Annotated in this window: 12 protein-coding genes; 10 read left to right on the top strand and 2 right to left on the bottom strand. The window is 40.4% G+C overall.

Going from position 1 to position 12,852, the window contains the following annotated elements:
* Positions 1–6 precede the first annotated feature (6 nt).
* On the bottom strand, positions 7–1,419 hold the full coding sequence (locus ACDZ29_RS03770; protein ID WP_375089937.1) for a sigma-54 interaction domain-containing protein: 1,413 nt from the start codon (positions 1,417–1,419) through the stop codon (positions 7–9).
* 382 nt (positions 1,420–1,801) lie between these two features.
* Between ACDZ29_RS03770 and pruA the strand changes: the two genes are divergently transcribed.
* The 8 genes from pruA (at position 1,802) to ACDZ29_RS03730 (ending at position 9,949) form a co-directional block, all read left to right on the top strand.
* Complete coding sequence (gene pruA, locus ACDZ29_RS03765) at positions 1,802–3,349, top strand: L-glutamate gamma-semialdehyde dehydrogenase (protein ID WP_289326153.1); 1,548 nt, start codon at positions 1,802–1,804, stop codon at positions 3,347–3,349.
* A 17-nt stretch (positions 3,350–3,366) separates the two neighbouring features.
* Positions 3,367–4,560 (top strand): ornithine--oxo-acid transaminase, encoded by a 1,194-nt coding sequence (locus tag ACDZ29_RS03760; protein ID WP_289315211.1) that lies wholly within the window; start codon positions 3,367–3,369, stop codon positions 4,558–4,560.
* Between the two features lie 22 nt (positions 4,561–4,582).
* The gene (locus ACDZ29_RS03755) at positions 4,583–5,848 is read left to right on the top strand and encodes a Glu/Leu/Phe/Val dehydrogenase (RefSeq protein WP_289326152.1); all 1,266 of its coding nucleotides are present in this window, start codon (positions 4,583–4,585) and stop codon (positions 5,846–5,848) included.
* 37 nt (positions 5,849–5,885) lie between these two features.
* Positions 5,886–6,140 carry a hypothetical protein gene (locus ACDZ29_RS03750; protein WP_289315213.1) on the top strand — a complete coding sequence of 85 codons (255 nt, stop codon included), beginning with the start codon at positions 5,886–5,888 and terminating at the stop codon, positions 6,138–6,140.
* Between the two features lie 279 nt (positions 6,141–6,419).
* A complete protein-coding gene (locus tag ACDZ29_RS03745) occupies positions 6,420–6,677 on the top strand; it encodes a hypothetical protein (RefSeq protein ID WP_375089935.1) in 258 nt (85 codons plus the stop codon).
* A gap of 254 nt (positions 6,678–6,931) precedes the next feature.
* Positions 6,932–7,609: a DUF975 family protein gene (locus ACDZ29_RS03740; RefSeq protein WP_370016147.1), complete on the top strand. Its 678-nt coding sequence runs from the start codon at positions 6,932–6,934 to the stop codon at positions 7,607–7,609.
* A 136-nt stretch (positions 7,610–7,745) separates the two neighbouring features.
* Complete coding sequence (locus ACDZ29_RS03735) at positions 7,746–7,925, top strand: DUF4083 domain-containing protein (protein ID WP_289315216.1); 180 nt, start codon at positions 7,746–7,748, stop codon at positions 7,923–7,925.
* A gap of 785 nt (positions 7,926–8,710) precedes the next feature.
* Positions 8,711–9,949: a cytochrome P450 gene (locus tag ACDZ29_RS03730; protein WP_375091093.1), complete on the top strand. Its 1,239-nt coding sequence runs from the start codon at positions 8,711–8,713 to the stop codon at positions 9,947–9,949.
* Positions 9,950–9,970: 21 nt separating this feature from the next.
* On the opposite strand, the gene ACDZ29_RS03725 is transcribed toward ACDZ29_RS03730, so the two are convergent.
* A complete protein-coding gene (locus tag ACDZ29_RS03725; RefSeq protein WP_375089934.1) occupies positions 9,971–10,141 on the bottom strand; it encodes a hypothetical protein in 171 nt (56 codons plus the stop codon).
* 1,305 nt (positions 10,142–11,446) lie between these two features.
* Here ACDZ29_RS03725 and ACDZ29_RS03720 point away from each other — a divergent pair.
* Both ACDZ29_RS03720 and ACDZ29_RS03715 read left to right on the top strand, forming a co-directional pair.
* The gene (locus tag ACDZ29_RS03720; protein ID WP_289334496.1) at positions 11,447–12,097 is read left to right on the top strand and encodes a phosphatase PAP2 family protein; all 651 of its coding nucleotides are present in this window, start codon (positions 11,447–11,449) and stop codon (positions 12,095–12,097) included.
* Between the two features lie 82 nt (positions 12,098–12,179).
* Entirely contained in the window at positions 12,180–12,791 is a 612-nt protein-coding gene (locus ACDZ29_RS03715) for a DedA family protein (RefSeq protein WP_375089933.1), read from the top strand.
* Positions 12,792–12,852 lie beyond the last annotated feature (61 nt).

The raw sequence follows: 12,852 nt of genomic DNA, 5'->3' as shown, positions 1-12,852 counted from the left end.
AAGACGTTATTTGTCCTGATACTTTTTCAAACGGTATTGAAGACTTTGGCGGCTGATATTCAGGGCTTTAGCTGCTTTAGAAATGTTCATGCCATGTTCCTTTAATACCTTATCCAAGTATTGCTTTTCAGTATTGGCGATATAATCATCAAGAGATAATGTCGACTCCTGTAAATCTCCATTCGTTTGGACATCTTTTTTATCGGGATGAATGTCTTCAAAATGGGCTTTCTTTCTAAATAGGGTAGGAAGGTGATTGATGGCAATCTTGGTATCGCCAGGTTCCAGTAAATTCATGGCCCCTTCAATGATATGTTCAAGTTCCCTTACGTTCCCGGGCCAGTCGTAATCATAAAATAGTGAGTAAACCTCTTCGCTGATCCCTTCAATATTCAATTCGAACAGCGCATTGAATTTCTCGATGAAGGATTGAGCCAGCAAAGGGATATCCTCTTTCCGCTCGCGAAGAGGAGGGATGAATAACGAAACGACACTTAATCGATAGTATAAATCTTTTCGTAAATGATCATTTGAAATGGCATCTATTGGATCCTCATTTATCGTTGCAATGACCCGAACGTCAATTTTTTTATCTTTTGTATCCCCAACACGACGAATCGTCCTTTCTTGAAGGGCCCTTAATAATTTCGCTTGCAAATTCGGATTTAACGAATTGATTTCATCAAGCAGGATGGTTCCGCCCTGTGCCTGTTCGAATAATCCAGGCCTTTCGATTGATCCGGTGAAGGCCCCTTTCTTTGTGCCAAAGAGTATTCCTTCAATTAAACTATCTGGCAGGGCAGCACAGTTTTGGCTGATGAAAGGATGTGTCGAACGGCTGCTGCCATTATGGATACTTTGGGCGAAGAGTTCTTTTCCGGTTCCCGTCTCCCCGACGATGAGGATGGAGGATGTAGTCCTGGTCGAGCGCTTGCTCTTTTCTATGACGTCCAGGAAGTTCTCACTGGTTCCGATGATGCTGTCAAACGTATATTTGGTATCGCCCTTATTTAAGATATTGTCTTTAATGATTCTTTCGAGATTCGTTATATCCTTTGCCACTTCAATTGCTCCGATGATCGTTTGGTTCGGATCCAAAATCGGAAACGTATTATTGATTGTTGTAATTTCCTGTCCAAGATTATTGAAGTATGTCTGCTTCGAGTTCTCGGTAGCCTTACCTGAATGGAGCGCCCGGATTAATGTACTCTCCGTTTCTTCCTTGAATTTAAAGATATCGTGAATCTTTTTCCCTAATACCTCATCTGATTCCATTCCTTCAATTTCAGCCATTTTCTTGTTATAAACGATGGTTCGACCCTTTATATCGATTATATGTATCCCAATATCGATTACATCCACAAGCGAATAGAGGATGGTTTGGAAACCTTCTATTTTAATGATTTGATCTAAATGCATGAATGCCTCCCGTTTTTATTCATTTCTTAGAGCTATTGTAGTGGAATTGAAGAAAAGGCGCAAATAAAATTTGCACAGCAAGGATATTTTGCATCCAGGTGCAAAGATATTTTGCGGAAAAAGTGTAAAAACACTGTTTTTTATGGTTTTATGAGTTGGCATGAATCTTGCATTAATAAAAAGTGTAAGGTTTAAGCGACAAAAACAGGGATTAGAGCAAAAAATAATGGCATACTATGTCAATTTTGCCCCAAAAGTGCTGAATTTCATTGCATATTTCATAAAAAAACAATATTTTTACGAAAAAATGAAAAGTTGGCACGGAACTTGCTTATTAAATAAGTGAGAAATAAAAACATTAACTTTAGGGAGATGAGCCATAATGGTCCAACCATATAAACACGAACCATTTACTAATTTTAAAATCGAAGAAAACAATAAAGCTTTTCAAGTGGCATTGAATGATGTAGCTAATGATTTAGGGAAGAAATATCCGCTGGTCATTAATGGTGAAAAAGTGTTTACTGATGAAGTCATTACCTCTGTAAACCCAGCAAATAAAGAAGAAGTAATTGGAACTGTGTCCAAAGCAAATAAGGACCTTGCTGAGCAAGCCATGCAAGCGGCAGATAAGACATTCCAAACATGGAGAAAAACGAAAGCTGAAGTGCGTGCAAATATTTTATTCAGGGCTGCAGCCATCGTTCGGAGAAGAAAACACTATTTCTCTGCTATATTGGTTAAAGAAGCAGGAAAGCCTTGGAATGAAGCGGATGCAGATACAGCGGAAGCGATCGACTTCATGGAATACTACGCACGCCAAATGCTGAAGCTTAAAGACGGCATGCCAGTGGAAAGCCGTCCGATTGAACACAATGCCTTCAGTTATGTTCCACTTGGTGTCGGTGTCATCATCTCACCTTGGAATTTCCCATTTGCGATCATGGCAGGCATGACGACAGCGGCCCTTGTTTCAGGTAATACCGTCTTATTGAAACCGGCCAGTACAACACCGGTCATTGCAGCAAAATTCATTGAAGTATTGGAAGAAGCGGGCTTACCGGCAGGAGTCGTGAACTTCATTCCAGGAAGCGGTGCTGAAGTTGGTGATTATTTGGTAGATCATCCTCGCACACGTTTCATCAGCTTTACCGGATCTCGTGATGTTGGAATCCGTATTTATGAGCGTGCGTCTAAAGTTCATGAAGGCCAAATTTGGTTGAAACGTGTCATCGCTGAAATGGGCGGAAAAGACACGATCGTTGTTGATAAAGAGGCTGATTTGGAATTGGCAGCACAATCAATCGTCGCTTCTGCATTCGGATTCTCTGGTCAAAAATGTTCTGCTTGTTCACGTACCGTCATCGTGGAAGATGTATATGACCAAGTCTTGAATCGTGTCATTGAATTAACGAAAGAAAAAACGGTCGGGGAACCAACCGATGTAAACAACTTCATGGGTCCGGTTATCGATCAAGCTGCTTTCGACAAAGTCATGAGCTACGTTGAAATCGGTAAACAAGAAGGGAAACTTGTTGCAGGTGGAGAAGGAGACAATTCAAAAGGTTTCTTCATCCAGCCAACCATCATTGCTGATGTGGATGAGAATGCACGAGTCATGAAAGAAGAGATTTTCGGACCAGTGGTAGCGTTCTGTAAGGCAAAAGATTTCAATCATGCTATCGAGATCGCCAATAACACGGATTATGGATTAACAGGTGCGGTCATCTCGAACAATATTGAACATATCGAACAGGCGCGTGAGGATTTCCACGTAGGTAACTTGTACTTCAATCGTGGCTGTACTGGTGCCATTGTAGGATACCAGCCATTTGGCGGATTCAATATGTCAGGTACAGATTCAAAAGCGGGCGGTCCTGATTATTTAGTTCTGCATCTTCAAGGAAAAACAACATCTGAAACGCTATAATTTGAGGGGGAATCAACATGACAACAGTAACGGAAAAATTAATCGAGCAAACAGAACAATATGGTGCAAACAATTATAATCCACTTCCAATCGTCATTTCGAAGGCAGAAGGAGTTTGGGTGGAAGATCCTGAAGGAAACAAATATATGGATATGCTAAGTGCCTATTCAGCAGTGAACCAAGGCCACAGGCATCCGAAAATCATCGACGAATTAAAAAAACAAGCAGATCGCGTGACATTGACGTCCCGTGCATTCCATAGTGATAAATTAGGCCCATGGTATGAAATGGTGTCCCGCATTACGCAAAAAGACATGGCGCTGCCTATGAATACAGGTGCTGAAGCCGTTGAAACAGCAATCAAAGCTGTTAGGCGCTGGGGTTATGATGTTAAAGGAATTGCAGAAAACCAAGCTGAAATCATTGCTTGTATCGGGAATTTCCATGGCCGTACGATGGCAGCCGTTTCATTGTCATCCGATGATGAATATAGAAGGGGCTTTGGACCGATGTTACCAGGGATCAAGCTTATTCCTTATGGTGATCTTGATGCATTGAAAGCAGCGATTACACCGCAAACGGCTGGATTTTTAATCGAACCGATTCAAGGTGAAGCGGGAATCATCATACCGCCTCAAGGATTCTTAAAAGAAGCTTACGAACTGTGTAAAGAAAATAATGTCCTATTCGTTTCTGATGAAATTCAATCAGGACTTGGACGTTCAGGAAAAATGTTCGCCTCTGACTGGGATGGAGTAGTTCCGGATATGTACATTTTAGGCAAGGCGCTTGGCGGCGGGGTTTTCCCAATCTCTTGCGTAGCTGCAAACCGTGAAATCCTTGGCGTATTCAATCCTGGTTCACATGGTTCCACATTCGGCGGCAATCCATTGGCATGTGCGGTTTCCATCGCTTCATTGGAAGTCCTTGAAGATGAGAAGCTTGCGGAACGTTCATTGGAGCTTGGACAATATTTCATGGATAGTTTAAAAGAAATCAAGAATCCGATGATTAAAGAAATCCGTGGTAGAGGTCTATTCATCGGGGTTGAATTGACAGAAGCTGCAAGACCTTATTGTGAGCAACTTAAAGAAGAAAAACTGCTATGTAAAGAAACACATGATACAGTCATCCGTTTTGCTCCGCCGTTAGTGATTACAAAAGAAGAATTGGATTGGGCAATCGAACGCATTAAAAGAGTTTTATCCTAATATCCCTATGAGGTGAATTCCATTGAGTACAACGATCAAAGAAGAAAAAGAAACTGCCAGCTTGCTTGAATCAACACAGGTCGTAATCAAGGAGGCGCTGGATAAGCTTGGATATTCTGAAGAAGTGTTCGAGCTTTTGAAGGAACCTCTTCGTATGCTGACCGTCCGGATTCCAATTAAGATGGATGATAATACGACGAAGATATTCACTGGGTACCGTGCCCAGCACAACGATGCCGTTGGTCCGACAAAAGGTGGGATCCGTTTTCATCCCGAAGTAGATGAGGAAGAAGTCAAGGCACTGTCAATGTGGATGAGTTTGAAATGCGGAATTGTGAATCTGCCATATGGCGGAGGAAAAGGCGGCATCATCTGTGATCCGCGCCAAATGTCCATTGGTGAATTGGAAAGACTTAGCCGCGGGTATGTTCGGGCGATCAGCCAAATAGTTGGGCCGACTAAAGATATTCCGGCACCGGATGTTTATACGAATTCACAAATCATGGCATGGATGATGGATGAATACAGTAGAATAAGAGAACACGATTCTCCTGGTTTCATTACAGGTAAGCCACTGGTACTGGGCGGTTCACACGGTAGGGAAAAGGCGACTGCACAAGGTGTCACCATCTGTATCGAAGAAGCGGCAAAGCGTAAGGGCATAGAATTGAAAGGTGCACGCATCATCGTCCAAGGGTTTGGGAATGCAGGAAGCTTTTTAGCTAAATTCATGCATGATGCAGGTGCGAAAGTGATTGGCATCTCGGACGCATATGGTGCGATATATAATCCGGATGGTCTGGATATCGATTACTTACTTGATCAAAGGGATAGCTTTGGAACGGTAACGACACTATTCGAAAACAAAATCACTAATCAAGAACTTCTGGAACAAGATTGTGATATTTTAGTGCCTGCTGCCATTTCAAACCAAATCACCAAAGAAAATGCACATCTTATCAAGGCCCAAATTGTCGTGGAGGCAGCGAATGGACCTACAACTTTAGAGGCAACCAAGATCTTGACGGAACGGGATGTGCTTCTTGTACCCGATGTATTGGCAAGTTCAGGCGGTGTGACTGTTTCTTACTTTGAATGGGTTCAAAATAATCAAGGTTATTATTGGGAAGATGAAGAGGTCCAAACCAAATTAAAAGCGTTATTGGTCAACTCATTTAATCAAATATATGAAATGTCCGAGACTAGAAAAGTGAATATGAGGTTGGCGGCATATATGGTGGGTGTCAGAAAAATGGCAGAAGCCTCGATATTCCGTGGCTGGGTTTAAGCTTTAGTCTAATAATGGAGAGTGGAGGAGTGATTCCGTGTTAAAACCGATTCATACCATCGAGTGTGTACATGATGGGACCATCGAACAAGTTTACGTTCAAAAGAATTCCTATGTTTATGAATGGGAGAGGCTCTTTTTAGTGAAAACGGAGGATGGGAAATTGATTGATGTTTCAATAGGTGCCAGTGGTCACATTACTGAAATCAATGTCACGGCAGGGGATCCTATAAACAGAAAGCTACCTTTAGCTTTGCTCCAAGACGATTTTATTATAACTGGCTCTGATTGATCATAGGAAAAAGGGTGTTCCAAAGGCGGAAACTATTCGGCTTTTGGGATGCTCTTTTTTTGTTGTTTTAAAGCGCAATCGGATCTTTAAGGGTAAGTCAGGAAAAATTTTGAAAAAGATATTTTTCGATCGGACCGGAGGAAATCGATAGGATTCAAGTGGAAGGAACCTATATGGGCGGTTCTTTGGTTCATCAGTAAGAAAGGGGGAAAACTAAGTAAAAATAATAGGGGACGAAAAGGGGGAGATTTCCTTTTCGTCCCTTTCACTATTGAACGGATGAAAGGAACTTTCTATAGTGAGAAACTTTTTACTCTTTTCTTGCAAGAGAGCCTTGGAATCTACTTGAGTGTAAATGGCGCACAAAGTCTTATTGGGGAGAAGGAAAATGGAACTAGAATAACAATAGTGAAAAATAAAAGCGCCTTCGCTGAAGTATTCTTAACAAGCCATGGTTCAGCGAAGTTTTTGGAAGGAATTGTTGGGTTCGTGGTACTGAAAGTGATTAATGGCATATTGTCATATTCGCTTTCATAAACTGTTATGGGATACAAACAAGCCAAGGATCATTTAATTGCCCAGATCGGAGGTGATCGTGATTGCCCGAAACCGATTCAACCGCTTGTCGTGCTTTCTAGGAAATTAAGCCCACGGCTCGAAATATTATGTTAAAATACAAAATGGAATCTAAACATCAAATAAATAGTGGTTTTTCTTAATTCAACCAAATATGCAATAAAATGGTGAATATTCAGAATTCCACTGTTTAAAAAAGGGGAGTTAAATAGAATATGAGAATCTCAGAATTAAAAAGGAAAGCCCTACATTCGTTGGGAGGTAAATGGGGAACAGCTGTATCGCTTATGTTGCTCTTCTTCTTAATAAATATCATTTTACCTTTAATTGTCGAAGTGATCGTAAGCGGTGGGTTTTCACAATGGTTCATGCAGGAAGAAACACCGGTATGGTCTGATATCTTCAGTACGGTCCTGTCCATCGCCTTAATCCCGCTCACCATTTCAACCACTTGGTTCTACTTGAATTTGGTTAGGGAAGGAAATCCTGATATTCCAGAGGTATTCGCAATCTATAAAGATGGAAGAACCTCTTTCAAGCTTATTGGTGCATCCATTTTACAAGGTATTTTCATTTTTTTATGGTCATTATTATTAATCATTCCGGGTATCATTAAAAGCATCGCCTATTCGCAGCAGTTTTTCTTATTGAAGGATCATCCAGAATACACTGTGCTTGAAGCCATTACAGAAAGCAGAAAAAGAATGAAGGGCTTGAAATGGAAGTATTTCCTTATGCACCTAAGCTTCATAGGGTGGGGCATCCTTTGCATGTTCACGCTGGGAATTGGTTTACTATGGTTGATTCCTTATGCAGGAACAACAATGGCTGCATTCTATAATGAATTAATCGTACCTCAAGAAGATTTTGACGATCAACAAATAGAGGTATAAATGATCAACCGATAGCAATTGGCTATCGGTTTTTCAATTATGCCGTTAATTCTCGATTCCCCATAAAAAGGTTAAAATGATCATTTTTCCTGGTGTATAATAGAATACTGAGAATGCCATTTAGGGGGATTACATAGTGAGTGGTTTTAATATTGCGGATCTGATATACCAATTGTTTTGCCTTGTGTTTTTAATTCTGATCATTGTTGGGACCGTATCCCTTTTCCGTTCCGTCAAGCATCGTAAAACCAGAATGGATATCATGGAAAAGAAAATGGATGATTTACATGAACTGATTAAAAAGGGCAAAAATTGACGGCTGCATTGTGCAGCCATTCAGACTGTAGACAAGCTCGAAGAAAGGCGAGTTTGTCTGCAGTTTTTTTATTTGAAAACGTTCCAGCTAAATTCAGAAATCCGCTCCCTTTCCGCCGACTGTCTGCCAAGCCACATCAAAGCAAGCGTCTGTGGGGTCTGGCAAGCCAGTTATTCGGCAGGAGTGTCGCAAATTTCTTCAGTCTAATGAGGTTTCATAAAACAATAAAAAAACATGAAGGATAACCAAGTCTTCTTTTATAATCATGGTTCGGGAAGAGACCATTCCGAGACTCCTGCGGGAAAAGCGTGTCCAAGGGAGACCCCGCAGGTACAAAGAGTGCCGAGGAAGCTCCCCGCCCGCCGCGGAAAGTGAGTTCCCTACGTTTCAATAAACGTTCAATTTTTACAAACTCCGGAAATTATTAAATTATCTATACTGAAATAACTTAGTGAAAAGCACTGTCTCCGAATTTGAAAAAGAGGATTGGATTTTAAGCGTCAATTGAGAGGCATAAAAAAATAGAAAAAGGAAGGGAATTGTCAAAAATAAGCAGTTTTACATAGGGTTGTTGGGATTGTGGGGCAAATTTCATGTAAGGCTGCTGGTATGGAAGATGCATGGTTTGTTGCGGGGTTTTACCCTATAATGGAATAGATGTGTATTTAAGGATTTGGTGAAAAAGTCTATCAGGATTGCTCGACCCTATAACAAATCGACTGAGATGGGAATGCTGAACATTCGATCCTTTTGTTAGGTATCTTTGAGAAGTGGGAGGAGTCGGTATCATGAAAGAAGTTATAGCAATAAAAGAATTTACTAGGTTTAAAACACGTACGGAGGAATTTAGTCCATACGCTTGGTGTAAACGGATGTTAGAAAATGACCCCGTGAGTTATCACGAAGGAACGGATACGTGGAATGTTTTTAAATATGAAGATGTTAAGCGTGTTCTCAGTGATTATAAACATTTTTCGAGTGTCCGGAAACGGACTACCATATCGGTTGGAACGGATAGTGAGGAAGGTTCAGTTCCTGATAAGATCAAAATCACTGAAGCGGATCCACCGGAGCATAGAAAACGCCGTTCACTGCTTGCCGCAGCATTCACACCTAGAAGTCTTCAAAACTGGGAACCTCGCATTCAGGAAATAGCGGATGAATTGATCGGAGAAATGGATGAGGAAACGGAAATCGATATTGTGCAATCATTGGCGAGTCCGCTTCCGATCATTGTCATGTCAGATTTGATGGGCGTTCCTTCGAAAGATCGTTTATTGTTTAAGAAATGGGTGGATATCTTATTCCTTCCTTTTGATAAAGAAAAACAAGAAGAAGTAAATGAATTGAAGCAAGTGGCAGCAAAAGAATACTATCAGTATTTGTATCCGATTGTTGTGCAAAAACGATTGAACCCGGCAGATGATATCATATCGGATCTTTTGAAGGCGGAAGTGGATGGGGAGATGTTTACGGATGATGAGGTTGTCCGCACGACCATGCTGATTTTAGGAGCAGGTGTCGAGACAACAAGTCATTTACTGGCCAATAGCTTTTATTCCCTGCTATATGATGACAAGGAAGTTTATCAAGAGTTACATGAAAACCTGGATTTGGTTCCGCAGGCGGTCGAAGAAATGCTCCGTTACCGTTTCAATCTCATTAAATTAGACCGCACCGTAAAGGAAGATAACGATCTATTGGGAGTGGAATTGAAAGAAGGGGAAAACGTGGTTGTTTGGATGAGCGCAGCTAATTTGGATGAAGAGATGTTTGAAGACGCCTTCACCCTTAATATCCACCGCCCAAATAATAAGAAACATCTAACCTTCGGAAATGGTCCTCATTTCTGCCTCGGAGCTCCGTTAGCGAGACTGGAAGCAAAGATTGCGCTTACTACATTCCTGAAGAAATTCAAGCATATTGAAGCGGTGCCATCGTTCCAGTTAGAAGAGAATCTTACCGATTCAGCGACCGGGCAAACTTTGACATCACTACCGCTTAAGGCATGCCGTACACTATAAAAAAACGAAAAACCTTGTGCACTAACCTGCATAAGGTTTTTTCGTTTTAGTAGGGACGCAGGGCATACATGGTGAATGGTAGCGTAATGTTATTAAAGCTGCCATTTTATCTAAATTTCCATATGTAGGCTTTGCTGCTTCGGCATTGGCTGGTGTAATGATAGCCTCTAAAATGCAAACTGGTTCTTTCAAAAAACGTGGGGGCACAAGAGCAGATACGAATCCCGATTACCTATGGAACAAAACAACTGTAAATTTGTTGTATAAAGCCAAGGCACGTACTAATTTTTTATCATCTAAAACAAGTACTCCAACGAAAGTGCGCGTCTACAAGGTAGAAACTGGAGGTGATTTAATGACTTAAAGCCTTCAATTTAGGATACGTAATAGTCCTAGTTGTCTAGCGGGTATATATTTCACTGTCCCTGATGATTATACATGGATTGCTATTGTCGTATTAATGGTTCTATTTGGGGTATACCAATTAGTTATCGGGGCTAGTCTAAAGCAGAAAAGTAAACGGTAATACTTGAGGAACTGGTAGAACCCTAATTTAAAAAAGTACCCTTTAGATTAGACACTTGAAATAGTGGTGATCCAAAAGGGTACTTTTTGATGTACAATCTTATTCTTTTCGTACAACGGTGTCATAGTCTCCCTATCCCATTTCTTTGCACAATATGAATACATTACGGTTTTAGATAATCCCATAAAACTCACCCTAATCATAATTGTCAGATGATTTCTTTATTGGAAGTGGAATTTTTGAAAAAAGTTTTTTAGGGAAACTGGTTTTTCACCTTTCATTTCAAAATCATATATTTTTGCTTGCACAATATAAGAAGAGCCTAAGAAGCTGCAACTACCTAGACTCATGTTAAATATGCATTTTTCCAGAAAAGTAACTTAATAGAGACTTGAAAAGACCTTTAGATACCTGGAAGATCTAGGGAAATGATAAAGGCATTTTGTAGTTTTATTTACTTCTTGGTCTTTGGAGTTTCAATATCATTAGTAATAGCAATAAAATAACTGGTAAGATCAAAAATAAAGTCTGAGGAAATATATCATTCGGGTTGAAGTATGTGTAAGCACTCATTGTGATGCCTACAACAGCAATCAATACTAACAGCGATTTTAATACCTTCACTTTTTAATCACCATTTTCATAATTTATTGTGGTTTTATCCAATACGGATAAAACCATCTGCAGCATTAATACAAAATATGTATATTTTGATTGTACCATAATCGATCATAAGTGAGTCCCTGAGAAACGAATACCGAAGATGTAACGATTCAAGTGAATGAAACTAAAGTAACCAGAAGTTGAGGTGACAATGACGAATAGAGTAGTATGAAAAAGTAGAAGATTTGATCATAAACACTGGATGCGTTGTGGGCAATGAAGCAAATACATTCATTCTGCAATGAAGAAGATATGATAAAATAGAAATTTCCATATGAAACGGTTTTCAAAAGTGAAAGGATGTTATTATGAAATTAAAGCAACAATTAACCATTGCTTTTATAGTAAGTGTACTTTCTTTAATCGGGTTCAGTTTCATGGCATTTACCATTAGTGCAAATGAATACCTGAAATTTGATGAAAAGGTGATTTCCTTAGTGCAGGGATGGGAGTCCCCCTTACTGACTGGTATCATGAAGTTCTTTACCTACATAGGTTCAACTTGGTCCTTGATCATCCTCTCTTTGATGATTTTGTTTTTCTTATATAAGGTTTTGAAGCATCGTTTGGAGCTAATCTTATTCAGTGCCGTCATGGTTGGTTCACCTCTTCTCAATTTGATGGTCAAGCTTTTCTTTCAACGCGCCCGGCCCGATTTACATCGGCTCATCGAAATAGGGGGGTACAGTTTCCCTAGTGGACATGCCATGAATGCATTCTCTTTATACGGTATTCTCACATTTCTGCTATGGCGTCACATCACGGCTAAGTGGGCGAGGATCCTATTGATTCTGTTCAGTATGATGATGATCCTATCGATTGGTATAAGTCGAATATACTTGGGAGTCCATTATCCTAGTGATATCATTGCGGGATATTTGGCGGGTGGTTTTTGGATTGCGATTTCCATTTGGTTTTTCCAAAGGTATCAAGAACGGCGGAAGAAAAAAGATATTTAATAAAGGATCAAGATTATTGCAAGATAAGCAGCCGGCGGGTAACAAGTCAGCTGTTGATTCAAATCAGTTAGGAGCGTAATAAATGGAAAACTGGATTACGGAATTCATGAATGATTTTGGGTATATGGGAATCTTTCTATTAATAGCATTGGAAAATATTTTCCCGCCGATCCCGTCTGAGGTCATTCTTACTTTTGGCGGTTTCATGACGACAACAGCGAATATGACGATTATGGGCGTCGTGATCGCATCGACTATAGGGTCAGTGGCAGGGGCAGTCGTCCTTTATGGAATTGGTTTACTTCTTGATGTTAAGGTCATTGAAAAGTTCGTGGAAAGATGGGGCCATATTCTTAGGTTAACGGTACCGGACGTCCATAAGGCGAATTCATGGTTTGACAAGTATGGGGCATGGACCGTGTTTTTCTGTAGACTGGTTCCGCTTATCAGAAGCTTGATCTCGATTCCAGCAGGCATGTCCCATATGAGCTTTTGGCTCTTTCTGCTTTACACAACATCCGGAACATTAATTTGGAACATCATCTTAGTGAATATCGGGGCAGCTGTTGGGTCTTCATGGGAAGATATTGTAGGGTATATGGACATTTATTCAAACATCGTTTATGCGATATTGGCCGTGCTATTCATTCTTTTCGTTGTTTTGATTTTCAGAAGGAATAAAGGCAAAGTATAATCTCAGTTTAGTTGATTGGGCCGTTCAAATCGGCACTTTCATTACATAACCGAATATGAAC

The organism is Peribacillus sp. RS7 (assembly GCF_041956845.1).
GTDB lineage: Bacteria > Bacillota > Bacilli > Bacillales > DSM-1321 > Peribacillus.
Note: the sequence above shows the minus strand (reverse complement) of the source record. Positions and strands in the feature narration are given on the sequence as shown.